This window comes from Pseudonocardia asaccharolytica DSM 44247 = NBRC 16224 (assembly GCF_000423625.1).
GTDB lineage: Bacteria > Actinomycetota > Actinomycetes > Mycobacteriales > Pseudonocardiaceae > Pseudonocardia > Pseudonocardia asaccharolytica.
Genome location: NZ_AUII01000001.1, coordinates 346,778 through 364,356, shown reverse-complemented (window position 1 = coordinate 364,356; position 17,579 = coordinate 346,778). Strand labels below are relative to the sequence as shown.

11 protein-coding genes are annotated in these 17,579 nt (G+C 73.8%); 7 read left to right on the top strand and 4 right to left on the bottom strand.

Annotation, left to right across the window (positions count from 1 at the left end):
• Positions 1–29: 29 nt before the first annotated feature.
• From G567_RS35310 to G567_RS26210, 7 genes are all read left to right on the top strand, one after another.
• A complete protein-coding gene (locus G567_RS35310; protein WP_211223816.1) occupies positions 30–635 on the top strand; it encodes a beta-ketoacyl-[acyl-carrier-protein] synthase family protein in 606 nt (201 codons plus the stop codon).
• Complete coding sequence (locus G567_RS26215) at positions 632–2,422, top strand: feruloyl-CoA synthase (RefSeq protein ID WP_037055280.1); 1,791 nt, start codon at positions 632–634, stop codon at positions 2,420–2,422. Before G567_RS35310 ends, G567_RS26215 begins: the two co-directional genes overlap by 4 nt.
• A 257-nt stretch (positions 2,423–2,679) precedes the next feature.
• Positions 2,680–3,156, top strand: coding sequence for a cupin domain-containing protein (locus G567_RS0101705; protein WP_028928598.1), 477 nt, complete (start codon positions 2,680–2,682; stop codon positions 3,154–3,156).
• 394 nt (positions 3,157–3,550) lie between these two features.
• Positions 3,551–4,000 (top strand): MaoC family dehydratase N-terminal domain-containing protein, encoded by a 450-nt coding sequence (locus G567_RS0101700; protein WP_028928597.1) that lies wholly within the window; start codon positions 3,551–3,553, stop codon positions 3,998–4,000.
• Entirely contained in the window at positions 3,997–4,413 is a 417-nt protein-coding gene (locus tag G567_RS0101695; protein WP_028928596.1) for a MaoC/PaaZ C-terminal domain-containing protein, read from the top strand. Before G567_RS0101700 ends, G567_RS0101695 begins: the two co-directional genes overlap by 4 nt.
• A gap of 597 nt (positions 4,414–5,010) precedes the next feature.
• A complete protein-coding gene (locus G567_RS0101690; RefSeq protein WP_161631655.1) occupies positions 5,011–5,490 on the top strand; it encodes a GreA/GreB family elongation factor in 480 nt (159 codons plus the stop codon).
• A 134-nt stretch (positions 5,491–5,624) separates the two neighbouring features.
• Positions 5,625–7,394 (top strand): acyltransferase family protein, encoded by a 1,770-nt coding sequence (locus tag G567_RS26210; protein ID WP_051232040.1) that lies wholly within the window; start codon positions 5,625–5,627, stop codon positions 7,392–7,394.
• Between the two features lie 171 nt (positions 7,395–7,565).
• On the opposite strand, the gene G567_RS0101675 is transcribed toward G567_RS26210, so the two are convergent.
• Genes G567_RS0101675 through G567_RS26205 form a run of 4 tightly spaced genes read right to left on the bottom strand, consistent with a single transcriptional unit; the run spans position 7,566 to position 17,290 of the window.
• On the bottom strand, positions 7,566–9,653 hold the full coding sequence (locus G567_RS0101675; protein WP_028928594.1) for a DEAD/DEAH box helicase: 2,088 nt from the start codon (positions 9,651–9,653) through the stop codon (positions 7,566–7,568).
• The gene (gene brxD, locus G567_RS0101670) at positions 9,650–10,984 is read right to left on the bottom strand and encodes a BREX system ATP-binding protein BrxD (RefSeq protein ID WP_037055278.1); all 1,335 of its coding nucleotides are present in this window, start codon (positions 10,982–10,984) and stop codon (positions 9,650–9,652) included. The genes G567_RS0101675 and brxD overlap by 4 nt, the downstream gene beginning before the upstream one ends.
• The gene (gene pglZ / locus G567_RS0101665) at positions 10,984–13,629 is read right to left on the bottom strand and encodes a BREX-2 system phosphatase PglZ (protein ID WP_028928592.1); all 2,646 of its coding nucleotides are present in this window, start codon (positions 13,627–13,629) and stop codon (positions 10,984–10,986) included. Before pglZ ends, brxD begins: the two co-directional genes overlap by 1 nt.
• Positions 13,616–17,290 (bottom strand): BREX-2 system ATPase PglY family protein, encoded by a 3,675-nt coding sequence (locus G567_RS26205; protein ID WP_037055275.1) that lies wholly within the window; start codon positions 17,288–17,290, stop codon positions 13,616–13,618. Before G567_RS26205 ends, pglZ begins: the two co-directional genes overlap by 14 nt.
• Positions 17,291–17,579: the final 289 nt, after the last annotated feature.

Genomic DNA, 17,579 nt, shown 5'->3' with positions numbered 1-17,579 from the left:
AGGGCGGCGCGCCGGTCACCTCGCACTGGGTGCTCGACAGCTTCGTCCGGGACCCGTGGGCGGGTGCGGGGATGCTCGACGCCGCCGAGGCGGTCGCCGCGGAGATGGGCGCCACCCGTGAGGAGCTCGACGATCTGACCGCGCTGCGCTGGGCGCAGTACGCCGCCGGGCTCGCCGAGGACCGGGCGTTCCAGCGCCGCTACCAGGTGCCGGTGGAGCTCCCACAGCGGAAGGGCACGCTGACGCTGGCCACCGGCGAGGGCGTGGTGCGGGTGCTCGCGAGCGGTTTCGCGCGGGTGGCCAAGAGCCGGATGCCGCAGGCGCCCGTGCCCGCCGCGCTCTCGGCCCTGCAGACCGCCGGGCGGGAGATCACGGACGTCGACGCCATCACCACGCACAACCCATTCGCGGTCAACGACCTGTACTTCGCCCGCGAGACCGGGGTCAAACCCGAGGACATGAACGCCTACGGCTGCAGCCTCGTGTTCGGCCACCCGCAGGGCCCCACCGGTCTGCGCTCGATCGCCGAGCTCATCGAAACCCTGCGGCTGCGCGGCGGCGGCGTCGGCCTGTTCACCGGCTGCGCCGCCGGCGACACCGGTGCCGCCCTCGTCGTGGAGGTGACCGACCCATGACCACCGCCCCGCCCGCCTGCCGCCCAACCTTTGCACTCCCGCACATTCAGTCCCAGGCCTGTCCCGACGGGCGCCTGCTGCTGCGCTCGGCCGAGCCACTCGGCCCCCGCGCGACGAGCGTCATCCACGAGTTCCGCGCGCACAGCGAGGCGCACCCCGAGCGGCTGCTCGTGGCCGAGCGGGACGCCGACGGGCAGTGGGCCCGCTCGACCTGGGGGGAGGTCCGTGCGCAGGCCGACCGGCTGGCCCAAGGAATGCTCGACCGCGGCCTCACCGACCGTCCTGTGATGGTGCTGTCGGGCAACAGCCGGCTGCACCTGGTGGTCACGCTGGCCGCTATGACGGTCGGTGTGCCGCTGGTGCCCGCGAGCGTCGCCTACTCGCTGCAGAGCACCGACCACGCCAAGCTGCGCGCGATGGTCGAGCTGACCGACCCCGGCCTGATGGTGGCCGAGGACCCCGCGTTCGCCCCCGCCGTGGCCGCCGGACGACCGGTGCTCAGCCAGGGCGGGATCCCCGGTTCGATGACCCTCGACGAACTGTCCGCCGAGCCACGCGCGGAAGTCGACCTGCGGTGCGCCCGGCTGCGGCCCGAGGACGTCGCCAAGATCCTCTTCACGTCCGGCTCGACCGGTGTGCCGAAGGGCGTGCTCAACACGCACGGCATGCTGGCGGCCAACCAGCAGCAGATGCGCCAGGTCTGGCCGTTCCTCCTCGACGAGCCGCCGGTTCTACTGGACTGGCTCCCGTGGAGCCACACCTTCGGCGGCAACCACAACCTGAACATGGTGCTGACCGGCGGAGGCACGCTGTGGATCGACGACGGCCGCCCGGCGCCGGCCCTGATCGAACGCACCGTCCGCAACCTCGCCGACGCCCGCCCGACGACCTACTTCAACGTCCCCGCCGGCCACGCCGCGCTGCTACCGCACCTCGAACGGGACCCGGCCGCGGCCAGGGCGTTCTTCGAGCGGCTGCGGCTGGGCTTCTTCGCCGCGGCGGCGCTGCCACAACAGATGTGGGACCGGCTGTCCCGGTTGGCCGCCGAGCACCACTCGTCGATGCGGATGACGACGTCGTGGGGGCTGACCGAGTCGTCGCCCGCGGCGACGTCCGCGCATTTCCCGATCACCCGAAGCGACTGCCTCGGTGTCCCGCTGCCCGGGATCGAGGTCGCCCTGGTGCCGGTCGGCGAGAAGCTCGAGGTCCGACTGCGCGGGCCGAACATCACCCCCGGCTACCACCGTCGTCCCGACCTGGCCGAGACCGCCTTCGACGAGCACGGCTACCTCCGCACCGGCGACGCCGTCGCGCTCGCCGACCCGGACGACCCGGCCGCCGGCCTCGTCTTCCGCGGCCGGATCGCCGAGGACTTCAAGCTCGCCACCGGCACCTTCGTCAGCGTCGGCACGCTGCGCCCGCAGCTGCTCTCGGCGTCGGCCGGCCTGCTCACCGACGCCGTGATCTGCGGGGAGAACGGTGACCGCGTGACCGCGCTGGTGTGGCTGCACCCCGACCACGCCCACCGCTGCGACGCCGATGGCGTCCCCGACGCTGGCCTGCGCGCCGACCTCGCGGCCACCATGGCCCGGCTCGCCGCCGAGGGCAGCGGCTCGTCCCAGCGGATCGACCGGCTCGCCGTCCTGCTCGAACCCCCCGCGCTGGACACCGGGGAGAGCACCGACAAGGGCTATGTCAACCAGCGCGCCGTCCGGGAACGCCGCGCCGACAAGGTCGCCCTGCTCAGCGCCGAGCCGTGCCCGCCGCAGGTCGTCCCCCTGGCCTGATGCCCCTGTGCGTGCGGCGTTGGGCGGAACACCGCGCAGACGCTCCCAATCGGGGCCCCATGATCAGCGAATCGGCAGGGCCGGCCGCGATCTGCGCGGCTCCCGCTGCCCGAACGTTGATCTCGTAGGCAGGGTCCATGGATCTCCGCGCCAATTGCCTCTCTCTTGACGGGCGTCACGATGCGTGCATACGGTTGGCGTCGCCTCGGCCAGTCCGCCCAAACCGATGTCACGATTCCCCGGATCGAGGAGAAGCCATGACGGGTGATGAAATCGTTCTCGGACCACTTCCGAAGGGTATAACCCTGGCCGGGGAGGGCATGAAGAAGAAGGTGTGGAACATTCTTGGCCACACCTACTTCATGAAGGCGGCCAGTGACTCCAGCTTCGCGTTCGAAACGCTCGACCCACCCGGGACGGGCGTTCCGCCACATGTCCATCCGACCCAGGACGAGCACATCTACGTGCTCGAAGGTGTTTTCACCCTGTACCTGGACGGCGACTGGGAGACCGCGGGTCCCGGCGACACCGTACTGATGCCGAAGAACCTTCCGCACGCGTATTACAACCGAAGCGAAGAAGTGACCCGCGGATTGTTCTGGGTGAGCCCCGCAGGCCGCCTCGCCGAACTGTTCGACAAACTGCACAACCTGGATGACCCCGCGGAGGTGGTTCGCCTTTCGGCGGAGTGCGACGTCCAGTTCCTGCCGCCGGGCTCCGTCGAGGGCGCCTGACCCGCGCAGGCTGGTTGTCACGGCACGGCCCAAATGGTCAGTACCTGCCATTGCTCGTTCCTGAACCACTGTCGAGTCCCGGATCAGGCAGCGAATTTCATCCGGCGCACTGGCGTACGTTCCTGCCGAGCGGCTGGTCATCACCACCGGTTATGGCTTCGGTCGCGCAGGACGGGAGTCATACGGCTTGGTGGCGCGCCCGGTCTCGCATCCGCCGGACGGCGAGGTGCGCGGCCGAGAGGTTCCTGCCGGGCCGCACGGGCAGCACCGAGGCGCCGCGGCTGACACGGCACGGACCGCCGGATCCGCCTCGGGCCCGACCATCGAGGGCGGTACCGTGGCTGCACGCCGGGGAAGATCCGGACGGCCCTACGACCTGGGGAGGAACCGGCTGATGGCGATCGACCCCGCGGTCGTCGGCACCGCGCAACCGGCGGTGACCGTCGATGTCGAGCCCGGCCGGCTGCGCGCCTTCGCCCATGCCATCGGCGAGACCGACCCGGTCTACACCGACCTCGAGGCCGCCCGCACGGCCGGGCACCCCGACCTGCCGGTGCCCCCGACGTTCCTGTTCGGCCTCGGCGCCGGCGACTTCGCCTGGCTCACCGGGCTCGGCGTCGACCTGCGCCGCGTCCTGCACGGCGAGCAGCACTTCACCTACCACCAGGTCGCGCACGCCGGGGACACCCTGACCCTCACCCCGCGGATCGTCGACGTGTTCAGCAAACGCGCGGGCTCGTTGCAGTTCCTGATCCGGGAGATCGCCGTCCGGCGCGACGACGGCAGCCCGATCGCCGACCTGCGGGAGACCCTGATCGTGCGCGAGCCCGCAGGTGCGTCGTGACCGTGACCCTCTCCGACGTCCGGGTGGGGGCCGAACTGCCGCCGCTGGCCCTGCCGCCGATCAGCCGCACCACGCTGGCGCTGTTCGGCCCGGCATCGGGCGACCTCAACCCGATCCATCTCGACCTCGACGTGGCCCGCTCGGCCGGGCTCGACGACGTGCTCGCCCACGGCATGCTGTCGATGGCCTACCTCGGCCGGCTGCTCACCGGTTGGGTCGACCAGCGCCGGCTCCGCTCGTTCGGCGTCCGGTTCACCGCCGTCACCCCGGTGCACGGCCGGCCCACCTGCACCGGCCGGGTGGTCTCCATCGAGGAGGTCGACGGCGAGCGGCGCGCCACGCTGGAGCTCGCCGTTACCCTCGCCGACGGCACCGTCACCGTCGCCGGCAGCGCGGTCATCGCCGTGTCCTGATCCCACCCGCTGTCCTGACCGCGCCACAACGCCGCCCTCGGCCGGGCCGTGCGGTGGGTTTCTCCTCCAGGCGCTCCTCGAAACCGCGCCTTGTCTCCATGATCGCCTTGCTTTCATGATCGCCGTTTCGGTCCCCGCGGCCGCGCGTGCCGCGGCGTGCGACTCCCGGTCGCCGATCACCACGGAGAAGGCCGACAACCACACGCTTGCCCCACACTCGGCGAGGATCTGGTCCAGCCGGACTTCGTGATCTCGCTCCGCGTGGCGGTCTCGGAGGTACGGGCCGAGGTACTAAGCGAGGCCGCAGTGTTACCGGCACGATGCCGACTCGCGGGCCGATCCGCTTCACCGCCGCGTTCGCGGCAGCGACGGGTCCTCCGTCATCGCCTTCGCGACCAGCCGCTGCGCGCTCACGCAGCTCAGGGGCTACCTCCGGGAAGCAGGCGCTGATCCACCTTGTCGTGGGTTCAGCGCCTCCATGAAACCCGGGGCGGTTCACCCAGCAGGTCTCCCGGGTAGCGGGAGACCCGGCCGGCGGGTGGAAGAGGGGATGATGATGGCACGGCGAGCTCATCGGCGAGCGGGGAGGCAAGCATCGTGGACAAGCAACAACGCGGCGGCCTTCGGTTGAGCGCCCAGACCCGGGAGCGGCTCGAACGGGAGCTCGCCGAGCTGCGCGCGCGGCACCGCGCGCTCGACGAGGTCATCTCCAGCATCGACGGCGTGGAGGACCGCGCCGATCAGGCGCAGCGGCTCGAGCTCGCCGACGACCTCGCCCGCGTCGCGGAGCACATCCGGGAGCTCGTCGACGTGCTTGCGGGCAGGATCCCGCCGTCCGCCGCGGACTCCCTGCCCGCGGGCACCGAGGTGACGGTGCGGTTCAGCGACGGCACCACCGACACGATGCGGGTCGTGGCGATCCTCGAGGAGGCGCCGGACTCGTCGGACACCCTGACCCGCAACAGCCCGCTCGGGCGCGCGCTCGTCGGCGCCCGCCCCGGCGAGCGGATCACCTACGCCGGTCCGGACGGTGAGATCGTCGCGGAGGTGGTCGCGATTCGCCCTCCCACCGAGTGAGAGGGCGACGCCACCGCGCGTGAGACCCCATCCGCGGCCCGCCCGCGCGTCCCCTCGATCAGCCGGGGCCCGGTGTGCGACAGTCCCGAACGGGGGGTCGGCGGCGCGGCGTCCGTCGGCTGGGGGGTGACGTCGTGATCGAGCCCGGCATCGTCCCGGCCCGGCGGGTGAACCCACGTCCGCCGCGGCGGGGCATCCCGCATCGCCCCGGCCTGGACGGGCTGCGCGCCGTCGCCGTCGTCGCCGTGCTCGCCTACCACGTAGGCGGCCCGGCGGATGGCGGGTTCCTCGGCGTCGAGGTGTTCTTCACCCTCAGCGGCTACCTGGTCACGGCGCTGCTGGTGGCCGAGCTGCGCCGCACCGGCCGCGTCGACCTCGGCGGATTCGCCCTGGCGCGGGCCCGGCGGCTGCTCCCGGCGCTGCTGGTCTGCGTCGTCGGAACCGTCGCCCTGGTCGCCTGGGTCTCGCCAGGGGACCTGACGCGGTGGCGTCGGGACGCACTGGCCTCACTGGCCTACGTCCAGAACTGGCAGCTCGTGCTCGGCCACGTGCCCTACGGCGAGGTGTTCGACCGCCCGTCGCCGCTGCTGCACCTGTGGTCCTTGGGGGTCGAGGGCCAGCTCTACCTGCTGTGGCCGCTGCTGCTCGTGGGGTCGCTCGCCTACGCCGGCCGGCGGCGCGCCGCCGCGGTGACCCTCGCGCTCGCCGCGGCGTCCGCGGTGGCGATGGCCGCGCTGGTCGACCTGGACGAGCCGGGCCGGGTGTACTACGGCACCGACACCCGGGCAGCCGGGTTCCTGATCGGCGCGGCCCTGGCACTGGCGGTGCTGCCCCGGACGGCGCGGCCGAGGCGCACCGCGGCGTCGGGGGCGCTCGACGTCGTCGGGGCGGCCGCGCTGATCGGGCTGCTCTGGGCGTTCGTGCGCGTGTCGGAGTTCGACGAAGAGCTGTACCGGCGCGGCGGCTTCGCCCTCGTCGGGCTGCTCACGGCGGCGGTCGTGGCCGCGGCGGCGCACCCCGCGACCGGGCTGTCGCGACTGCTCGGTGTCACCCCGCTGGTGTGGCTCGGGCAGCGCTCGTACGGCATCTACCTCTACCACTGGCCGATCTTCGTGCTGATCCGGGACCCGTCCGGGGAGCCGCGGCTGGCCGACCTCGGCCGGGTTGGAGCGACCCTGCTGCTGGCCGCGGTGTCCTACCGCTGGATCGAGCTCCCGGTGCGCCGCGGCCTGCGGCGCGGCCCGGGAGGTTGGGCGCGGTGGCGGCCGGCGGTGGCCGCCGTCGGCGCGACCGGTGCCGCCGCCGTCGCGGTGCTGGCCCTGACCGCGACGCCGGTGCCCGGTGCCCTCGGGCCGAGGCCACCCGCGACCCCGGTGGCGGCGCCCGCGGCGCCGTCGGCGGAACCGGCACCGTCCACTCCGGCGCCGTCCGCCCCGGCACTACCGGCCCCGCCGCCGCTGGTCGTCGGGGACTCGGTGGTGCTCGGCAGCGCCGACGCGATCCGGTCCGCGCTCGGCCCGGGCACGACGGTCGACGCCGTGGTCGGCCGCCAGTTCAGCACGGCGCCGGCGATCGTCGCGGCCTGGGTCGCCCAGCATCCCGGCCCTGTCGTCGTGCACCTGGGCAGCAACGGGATCGTGCGGGACGCCGACGTCGACGCGGTCGTCGCCGCCGCCGGTCCGCGGCCCGTGGTGCTGGTCACCGTCGCGGTGCCCCGCCGCTGGCAGCAGCCCGACAACGCCGCGCTCGCCACCGCGGCCCAGCGGCACCCGACCGTGGTGCTGGTGGACTGGGCGGCGGTCGCGGCCGCTGATCCCGGGCTGCTCGGCCCGGACCAGGTGCACCCGACCGCGGCCGGGCGAACGGCGCTTGCGGCCGCGATCGCCGCGGCCTTGGACCGATGACCCGGCGGGGGTCTCGCCGCGGACCTCGTTCACTCAGCCAGCTCTCGCATCTGGGATTCCAGCGCGGCCACGCGCGCCTCCAGATCGTCCGGCTGAGCCATGTCCGGCAGCGTACCGGGGGTCGAGATCGAGTGTTGCTGATCGGTCAACGTCAACACTGCGACTGCGCGGTCACGAACCCACCATCCGGGTGGGTTCGGCGAGGACGCGAGCCGCCCCGTCGAGGTCGGCCAACCGCGCGGCCAGGGTCATGGTCGCCAGCCGCTCGGGCAGGGCCTCGCTGAACTTCAGCCCGTCGAGGGCCCGCCGGTCGACGTCTGGCAGGCACAGCCGCTCGGCGGCATCCGCGGTCGCGCCGCGCCACATTTGCGGGGTGAGATCGCCGCGCAGCCGGATCGAGACGTCGTCGGCGCGCTGGGTCGCGTCGACGAGATCGGACACGGTGGCGGCGAGGGTCGCGTTCGCGCGGTAGCCCGCCCACGTCCACCAGCGCACCTCCCCGCCATGGCGCAGGATCACCGTCCCTCCGGGGTGCACGGTCGCGATCTGCTCGTCGCGGATCTGTCCGAGCGCCCGCACCGCCCGCTTCGTCAGCGCGACGGGTGGGTCCGCGCCGAGCAGGACCTCCCGCGCCGCGCGGGCCAGCGTGAAGCTCGCCCCGCCGACCCCGCCGGTGTGCCAGCGGGCGCGGCCACCGGCGTCGACGGCCTCGACGAAGCAGCGCTGCCTGGTCCAGTCGACCCAGGTCACCCGCCAGCTGCGCCCGGCGAGCAGCAGCAGCCGCGGGCCCTCCACCCGGTCGGTGAGCAGCGACGGGTCGACGTGGCCGATCTCGCGGCGCCCCTCGACGACGGTGAACTGGGGCGGCGCGGTGAACACGGCCGTCATTCCCATGAAATGCCGTCGGCCGAACCGCTGCTCGGCCTGCGGCCCGATGAACAGCAGCTCGCCGTCGCGCTCGACGAACCCCTCGTCGAGCAGGTGGGTGACGATCGGTTCGGCGCTGCGGTCGAACGGCGCGAGCCCGTTCCAGGTCTGCGCCCACAGCCGGCTGCCGACGGTTCCCTCCTGCAGGCACAGCGCGAGTAGTTGCTGCGCGACGATGTGGCGCGGCTGCGGCGGGGCGGTCACCGGCTCGACGTAGCCGCCGGCCCACAGCTGCAACAGCCCGGCCGACCAGAGCAGCGAGTGCTTGTCGAGCGCGAGGAACAGGCAGTTGCGGGTGGCGCCCGCCCGGCGTCCGGTGCGGCCGAGGCGCTGGAGGAACGACGCGACGGTGGTGGGCGCGTTGACCTGCACGACCCGGTCGAGGTCGCCGACGTCGATCCCCAGCTCCAGGGTCGAGGTGGAGACGATCACGCAGTTCCGGGCCTCGGCGAAGGCCTGTTCGGCGCGGCGGCGCTCCTCTACCGACAGCGAGGCGTGGGACAGGAACGTCGTCACGCCGCGCTCGCGCAGCGCCGCGCCGAGCTTCTCGACCAGCGCCCGCGAGTCGCAGAACACGAGCCGCTTCTCGCCCCGGTGCAGCGCGGCGAGCACGGTCGCGGCGTTGTCCACCGAGCCGACGTGGTCGAGCTCGACGTCGATCTCGGCGGCCGGTGCCGCCTCGGGCGCGACGACGGTGGCCTCCCGCGATCCTCGACCGGTGCCCTGCAACCAGGCCAGCAGTTCGGACGGGTTGCCCACGGTGGCCGAGAGCCCGATCCGCTGCACCGGCCGCCCGCACACCCGGGCCAGGCGTTCCAGCACCGCGAGCAGATGCCAGCCCCGGTCGTCGCCGGCGAAGGCGTGCACCTCGTCGACGACCACCGCACGCAGCCCGGCGAACAGCCGGTGGTGATCGACCTTGACGCTGACCAGCATCGCCTCCAGCGACTCGGGGGTGGTCAGCAGCACGTCGGGCGGGTCGCGCAGGATCCGCCGGCGGGCCGACGCCCCGACGTCGCCGTGCCAGACGGCGGCGCGCCGGCCCAGCCACGCCCCGTAGCTCTCCAACCGCGGGGTCAGGTTGTTCAGCAGCGCCTTGAGCGGGCATACGTACACTACCGACAGCCCGGACCACCCCTGCTGTTCCATCGCGGTGAGCAGCGGGAACATCGCCGCCTCGGTCTTGCCGCCCGCGGTGGGGGCGAGCAGCACGGCGTCGGCACCGTCGAGCAGCGGTGCCACGGCCTGGTGTTGCAGGGGCCGCAGCGAGCGCCAGCCCAGGGAGTTGACCAGGTGATGCACGAGCACCGGGTGGAGCCGGTCGACGGTCACGGCAGGTCGAGCTCGACGTCGTCGGCGCGGCGGGCGGCGGCGTTCCGCTCGACCGCGGTCAGCTCCGACGCCGACAGCGTGAGCGTGTAGTGCACGCGCGGGTCGAAGTCGGGGAACTGGTCGACGCGGTCCAGGACGTCTCCGACCAGCTTGCGCAGGAACACCCGGGGCGCGACGCCGACCTGCCCGCCGAGGCCGCCGGCAACCGCGCCGGCGAGAACGCGCAGGTACCCGTCGTCGACGACCTGGCGGATCCGCGCCGGGTCCGACGCCCCCGCGGCAAAGAGGTCGCGGACCGTCACGCCGAGCTCGACGAGCCCGCCCAGGTCGAACCCGAGCAGCCGCACCTGAGGGGCCCGCGGGTTGTCGAACCGCGGGTCGGTCGAGAAGTCGGTGTGCAGCCGCTGCGCGAGCGGTGGGAGCAGCGCGACACCCTGGCGCCCGTCGAAGAACGCCGGCGTCCCGGTGATCACGAGGTAGAGCCCGGGGAATCGGCCGCCGTCGAGCTCGTCGAGCAGTTGGCGCAGCGCGTTGAGCGCCTTCGCCCGCGCATCGCTGCGCACCCGCTGCAGCGTCTCGACCTCGTCGAGGACGAGCATCAGGCCCGGGTGCCCGGCGTCGCGCAGCACGGTGAGCAGGCCCTGCAGGAACCCCAGCGCGAGGAAGTGGTCGATGTCCCCGCGAACCCCGGCGGTCCGCCGGGCCGCCGCGGCCACGTGCGGCTGTCCGGCCAGCCAGGCCACCACCCCGTCCGCGGTGTCGACGTCGCCGTCGGCGAGCGCGCGCCGATATCCGCGGAGCCCGGCGGCGTAGCCGGGCGCCACCCGGGCGAGCGCGGCCAGCCGCTGCTCCAGGAGCGCGTCGACCGCGGCGCCGAGCGCGTCCGCGTCATCGGCCGCGACCGTGCCCTCGGCGAGCACGTCCTCCTCCAGCGCGTAGAGCCAGGCGTCGAGGACGGGACGGAACGCGCTGGGCGGATCCGTCGCCGTCGCCAGTCGTTCGCACAGGCGCCGGTACACGGTCTCGAGCCGGTGCAGCGGGGTCTCCGTCTCCGAGATCTGTACCTCGGCGACGGCCATCGCCGACGCCTTGGCGCGCTCGCCGAGCCACCGCGAGACGAACGTCTTGCCCGAGCCGTACTCACCGCGGATCGCGGTGAAGGCCGCACCGCCGGCGCGACATGCCGTCAGCTCGGCCTGGAACGCGGGTGCCAGGCGCTCCAACCCGACGGCGAGCAGGTCGAGCCCACTGTCCGGGACGGTGCCCCGCCGCAGCGCCGCCAGCACCGTGCGGCGGCGGGCGGGACTCACCGAGGACACGTTGCCGGACATCACGACCGCTTCGGTGGGAACTGCTCGTCGAGCAGGGCGAGGTCCAGCGCGACGGCGCGACCGCCGTCGACGGGCGTCAGCACGGCGTAGCTGTCCCGGTTCAGCACGCGGCCCATCGCGGTGACCAGGCCGCGCGGGTTGCGTCCGGGGCTGTTCGCGGCGGCGAGCACCGCGGCCGACGGCAACCGGCCCCCGGCCTTGACGAGCGCGTCCACCACAGCGGCGAACACCGCGGGCGCCGGAACCCGGTTGGCCGGCATCTCCGCGTGCGCGGCCTGGAAGATCGGCGAGGCCAGCAGCGCGGCCCCGCGGCCGGAGCGGCGGGCCGGCCGGGGCGCCGGCGCCGGCCGGGCGAACAGGCCCTCGCCCTGCGCCGACGGCTTCTTTCTCGTCTTTGTCGTCTCGGCGCTGCGCGGCGCCGGTGCAGGTTCGGAAGCGGGCGTCGCGGCGGCCCCGGTCCACCATTCCGGCGCGCCGCGCGTCTGCCTCCATCCGGGCGGAACGTCGACGCCGGGCGGCAGCAGGACCAGGAGCGGAATCGCCACCTCGGCCAGCGTCGCCCCGCCGTGGTAGCCGTAGGCGCGGGCGCCGTAGCGGAGGCCGTCGGTCGCCGCGAGCACCGCGCGCCCGTCGCCCGACAGCATCCGCGGCCCGGCGACCATCACCTCATCCGGGCCCACCGGCTCGGTGGCCGGCCGCCAGCGCGCCCCGCCGCCGGAGTGGTTGCGCAGCTGCGATCCGTGTTCGAGCACGTGGCCGTGGTCGCTGGTCAGCACGACGACCCGGCCCGCGGTCGCCGCGCGGTCCAGAAGCTGGGGCAGCCCCGGGATGTCCTGCGGCCGCCACGCCGGGTCGATCGACTGTCGGCCCTTGCCGAGCGCGTCATCGACGGCGTTGAGGACCACCCCGATGACGCGGGGGCTTCCCTCTGCGGGCGCGAGCGCGGTCTCCAGCTCGGGCCCGAGGTCACCGCCGTTGCGGGGGGCCAGGCCCGCCTTGTGTATGAGCACCGCACCACCGGGCGGCCAGAAGGGGTGGGCGGCGAAGGCGGCTCGCTCGTCGGACTGCCCCCCGACGCTCAGCGCCGCGAGGAACAGGCTCGCCCGGCTGAAGCGGGTCTCGCTGGGCAGCGCGGCGAGGACGGCCTCTCGCCCGCCGTCGGCGGAGCGCACGATCTCGGTCCATCCGCTGCGATGGTCGGTGAGCCGCTCGGCGAGGTCACCCGCCACCGCACCGGACATTCCGTCCACGACGACCAGCAGGACGCCGCGGGTGTGCGCGAGCGGACCGACGACCGTGGGCAACAGGGTCTCCACGGCGAGCGATTCGGCCGGGGTGTCCGGGGCGACGGCGAGTCGGGCCACGAAGGCGGAGTCGAACCGGGTGCGGGCCGGCCCTGCCTGCGCGGCAACCCGGGTGAGGACGGCGGCGACGCGCGGATCCGCATCGCCTGCACGGACCTGGGCGAGGGCCCTGTCGACCCACGCGAGTTCCCGGGCGTGGTGTGCAAGGGCCTCGCCGGTGGTCCGGTAGTCGGCGGTCGGCCGGGTGTCGAGCCACCGCTGCAGGCGCAGCGCAGCGCGGACCCGGGAGACGCGGTGCTGCTGCGCGCGCGCCTCCACATGGGCCTCCAGCGCGGTGAGCGCCGGCGCCTCGAGTGACGTCGCGGCGTGCGCGAGGCGCTCACCGAACCCGCGCGGCAGGACGTCGCTGTATGTCGCGACGGCCGCGGCGTCGAGTTCGTCGAGCAGCGCCTCGGCACGCCGGATCTGCTGGCTCACCCGCGCGGACGTGGCCCGCCGGGTGTGTTCGACCGCGGCGCGCCCGGCGGCGGTGAGATCCGCCGGGGTGGGACGCGGCGTGGGGAAACGCGACTGGGTGAAACCGCCGAGCGCGATCGCCGCGCGTGTTTCCGAGGCCGGGGCCGCGGTGATGGCTGCGGCGACGAGCAGTTCGGCGAGGACGTCGTCGCGCTGCTGCGCGAGCGTCGCGACGGCCCCCGCGCCCCGCCCGTGCAGCTCCTCGAGGTGGGTGACGAGGCCGGCACGCTCGGCCTCGCCCAGCACCCGCCAGCCCGACCGGACGGCGGTCTCGTCGAAGACCGCGACCAGGCCGGGCAGATCCTGCTGTTCCGGGTCGACGCCGAGGCGGGCGGCCGCCACGAGGCCGACGGCCCGCCGGCGGCTGACGGCCGCCCCCGTCACCGACGGCAGCGCCTCGGCCCCCGCGAGCGCGATCAGCGCGTCGACCAGCCAGCTCTCGGCGCGGATGCGGGGGTCGAGGGTGCGCGCGTCGAGCAGATCGCCCAGCAGCGTGTACCGGTCGGCCTCCAGGAGCTTGCCGCGATGCAGCCGGGCGAGGACCGCGTCGCCGAGTTCGCTTTCCGGCTGGTCGGTGAGCAGCACGGTCACGCCCGCCCGGTCGGCGCCGGCCAGCGCGTCGAGCACGGCCAGCACGGAGGGGCACGCGGCGATCCGCACCGGCCGCTCGTCGATCCGCTGCTCCGGCTCGCTCTGCCAGACGGGGGGTTCGAGCGTCCGGATACCGATCACGAGGCCGTGCGGCTCGGTGACCCGCGCCAGCTGGCTGCGCACCCGTTCGAGGACGGCGCGCTCGCCGGCCGACGCGATCTCAGCCGTGGACATCGCCGAGGACCCGGACGGTGATCTCGACGTCCACACCCCGCGGGAGCACCTCTCGCAGCTGCGCCAGCACCTCGTCCCGGCGGCCCCGCAGCGTCCGCACGCGCGCCGGACCCGGAGCGGGGCCGACCGGCGGAGACTGGGCCGGCTGTGGAGACCGGGCCGGACGCGGAGGCCGGCCCGGCGCCGCGACGACGATCAGGTCGAGCACCCGTCGCCGCGCCTCGGCGATGACCTCGGCCAGCGAGGCGGCGTTCTCGTTCGTCGCGGCTCCGGTCCGGAGTGTCTCGCGGACCGGGTCGGCGTCGGGATGATCGAGCGAGGACAGCCGGTCGAGGACCTGCCAGTCGGCGTCCCGCAGCGCCTGCGCGACGGTCGCGGCCGAGGAGAGCGACCGGCTGAGCGTGACCAGTGGGACGTCGATCGGTTCGCGGGCCAGCGCGGCGACGAGCTCGGTCGGGCCGTCGGCGCGCCGCAGCGCGTCGAGCAGCCGCATCCCGGTCTCGGCGGTGTGCAGCCGCGGCGCGACGGGCTCATTCGGCACCTCGAGGCGGGGGAGCATGCTCTCCAGCACGGCCAGCAGGTCGGCCGCCGGGGCGCGCAGCTGGTCGGCCTTGCCGCCGACGCGGGCGAACCGCGCCACCGACCGCGGGGAGATCACCCGGGCGTCGATCTTCTCGCCGAACAGCACGCCGGCTCGTTCCACGGCCACCGCCCAGTCCGCGGGGTCCGGCATCGGCTGTGGCCGTAGCAGCATGTCGTCGCGCACCTCGTCGACCGACCTCGGCGGCTCGACGACCCGGTTCGCCCGCACCCACGCCCGGCGGCTCAGCTCCGCGTACGTCGCGATGACGAGGTTCGCGACGCGGTCCTCCAGACCGAGCTCGGCCAGCCAGCCGCGGACCTGCCGGACCGGCAGGTCGGCGCCGTCCGTCCGGGCCTGCGCGGCGCGCCGCTCGAACTCGGTCTCCCAGTCGCGGGAGAGGACGAACGGGCCGCCGTGCTCCTCGCCGAGGCGCAGGGGATGGGCGAGCTTCGCCACCGCGGAGCGCTCGGACTTGTCGGTCTCGGTCCGCCCGCCCTCGGCGTCGGCGGCCCGGCGTACCACCTCCAGGACGGTCCGCAGCTCCGCCGTCGTCACCGGTGTGCCTTTGCGCTGCGGGTCGAGGTGGGGGTGATCCGGGTACGTCGCGGCGAAGCACTGGTCGACGAGGTGGGCCAGCGCGTCCGAGAAGGGGCGGCCGACGTCCAGCCGCGGGGTCAGGGCCGGGTCGAGGCTGATCAGGTGGTCGGACCAGTCCAGCACGTGGGACTCGTTCGCCTTGGCGAGCCCGTAGGCCTCGCGCAGCACCATCCGCAGCTCGGCGCGCAGCGCGTCACCCTGGTTGCGCAGCAGGTCGCGGGCGCGTTGCCGGTCGTCGGCGCCGAGGTGGGCGGCGTTCTCGTCGAGCTGGTTCCCCGACAGCAGGTGGTCGATCCGCACCAGCGTGCCGACCTTCGCCAGGACGCTGCCGGTGACGAACGCCGGCAGCCACGCGACGCAGCGGCGGGGCCGGGCGCGCAGCTCCATGAGCCGCATCCGGTCCTCTGCGGCGGAGTAGGTGGCCGCGTCGAACGGGTAGTCGACGACGAGCCGCCAGCGCCCGGGCTGGGAGGGTTCGAACACCTCGTCGCGCAGCTCGGTGCGGTCGCGGACGTTCCCGTAGACGATCTCGACGGTGCGCCTGCTCCCCCGCCACACCACCGGATGCTCCAGCTCGAACGCCCCGTCGTCGCGGATGCCGAGCTCGCCGAGCAGCAGGTCGCGGAACAGGCGGCGGCGGCTGGCGTCGTTGTCGACGTGGGTGACGCGGTCGAGGATCTGTCCGATGTCGACCCCGACGAGCTGCAGCCGGACGCTCGGATCATCCTCCTCGCCGACCTTGAGCTCCCCCACGTGACCCGCCCAGCTGCGCAGCCGCCGGATGACCTCGGCGACCTCCTGGCCGGGGATGAGGGTCATGACGGTGCCGTGGTTGAGCGCGGCGAGCCGGCGGGCGGTCATGCCGCGCAGCGCGGGCACGTCCGGGGCCAGCGCGGAGAGCAGGAGCGTCTTGACGATGCGGTCGTCGGCGCGGAAGGTGGCCAGGACCGCGGGCGGCGCCTCGGTGTGCCCGGCGGCCTGTTCCTCGGTGAGCCCCCGCTGCTCCAGCAGCATCGGCCGCAGCGTGCGCTGGTAGAGCGTGCGAGCCTGGTCGAACTCGTGCTTGAGCTTCTCGGTGAACGGCTGGTCGTTGCCGTCGGCGATGGCGTCGAAGAGGTCGCCGAGCGGGACGAGCTGGCCGAGGCGCAGGTCGTCGCGGCGGTCGACGAGGATCTGCTGCATCAGCTTCAGCGCGGTGCGTTCGCGCTGCAGCGCCGAGGACACGTGCACCAGCGTCTGCATGAACGCCGGGCTGAACGGATAGGTGCGCCGGAACGCCTCGCCGTCGCCGTCGGTCAGCAGTACGTCCCGGGTGGCGCCGGGCAGGTTGTCGGTGCGACGGAACGCCTCGGCGATGCGCTGCGCGGCCACCTCGTCGATGGGCGCGAGGATGCGCTTCTCGGCGATGAGCTCGAGGTTGCGGTCCTCCAGGGTGACGGTGGCGAAGCGGCCGTCCCAATAGGAGAGCTGGTCCTGGAACGACAGCGTCTCCGCGCCGGTGCGCTTGGCGCCGATCAGCTCGCGCAGGTCGCGTTGCCGGGCGATGAAGCTGACGATCGGCACGGCCCGGTACGCGTCGGACGACTCGACCAGTTTCGCGACCTTCTCCGTCTCCCGGGAGACGAACGCCGGGTCACCGATCTTGCCGGCGAGCCAGAGCACCAGCTCGTCGAGAAAGAGGATCACCGCGTCGTGGCCGAGCCGCTTCGCGTGCGCGCTGATCGCGGCCAGCCCCGGGTCGAGCGGCACGAACGCGTTGGCGGCACCACGCACCGAGTCGGCGTAGCTGGGCATGAAGACCGGCACGACGTCGCTGATCAGGCGCTGGGCGAGCGGGGAGTCCGGCGCGGCGGCGAACGCCTCGTCGAGCTGCTCGGGCGTCCACGGCGCCTCGACGGTCCCCCACTCGTCGTCCTGCGAAGCGGGCAGCCGGTCCAGGAACGCCCGGGTGCCGATGCTGTCGCGGATCGCGCGGGCGTCGTCGAGCAGGCCCTGCACGCGGTACACCGGCGGCAGCGGCGCGTCGGGGTGCTCCCGGCGGACGTGGTCGACGTAGCCGCCGAGGATCGCGGCCTCCAGACTCTCCGCCCCGATCAGGTGGTACGGAACGAGCATGAACCGCTGCTGGCCCAGCCAGCGGTGCCGGGCCAGCGCGTCGGCGAACTCCGGACGGGACCGGGCGGCGACGTCACCGCGCAGCAGCGCGTGCAGCACCGCCATGAAGTGGCTCTTGCCGGACCCGAAGGAGCCGTGCAGGTAGCTGGCCTTCGACCGGCCCTCGGCGAGCGCGGAACCGATCAGCCCGAGTGCCTCGTCGAACGCCACGCGCAGCTGGGGGGTGATGACGTAGCTGTCCAGGGTGGATCGCGTGTGTTGCACGCCCTCGGTGAGGCGCAGGACGAAATCGCCCTGGTGGATCCGTTCCGGGATCCTGATCAGCTCGCGAAGGAGTGGCCGGCCCGCCTGTCCCGCAGTTGTCACCCCTCGCTCCTCCACTGTCGCAGTCCGTGGCGACCCTAGTCGCACCGTGATCAGGTCCGTTCTGCGTCTCCCCGCTGCCGGAGAGCCCGGAGCCGGTCGTGCTCCGGGTCGAACCGGAAGTGTCCGCCCGCGCCCGTGGTGAGCAGCTCCTCGGCGCGGCCTCCGCCCGCTCCAGCCACTGCGACAGGTGCGCCTTCGCCTCCGATGCGTTCACCGGCTCGGCCACGGCTGCAGGTTCTGCCTGGTCAGGACTGACCAAGGCGATCGGCATGCATTTGCGTGGTTGATC

Coding starts and splice junctions, on each gene's coding strand:
- G567_RS0101700 (WP_028928597.1), top strand. CDS start 3,551: ATGGCGATCGACCCCGCGGTCGTCGGCACCGCGCAACCGGCGGTGACC.
- G567_RS0101705 (WP_028928598.1), top strand. CDS start 2,680: ATGACGGGTGATGAAATCGTTCTCGGACCACTTCCGAAGGGTATAACC.
- G567_RS26215 (WP_037055280.1), top strand. CDS start 632: ATGACCACCGCCCCGCCCGCCTGCCGCCCAACCTTTGCACTCCCGCAC.
- brxD (WP_037055278.1), bottom strand. CDS start 10,984: ATGTCCGGCAACGTGTCCTCGGTGAGTCCCGCCCGCCGCCGCACGGTG.
- pglZ (WP_028928592.1), bottom strand. CDS start 13,629: ATGTCCACGGCTGAGATCGCGTCGGCCGGCGAGCGCGCCGTCCTCGAA.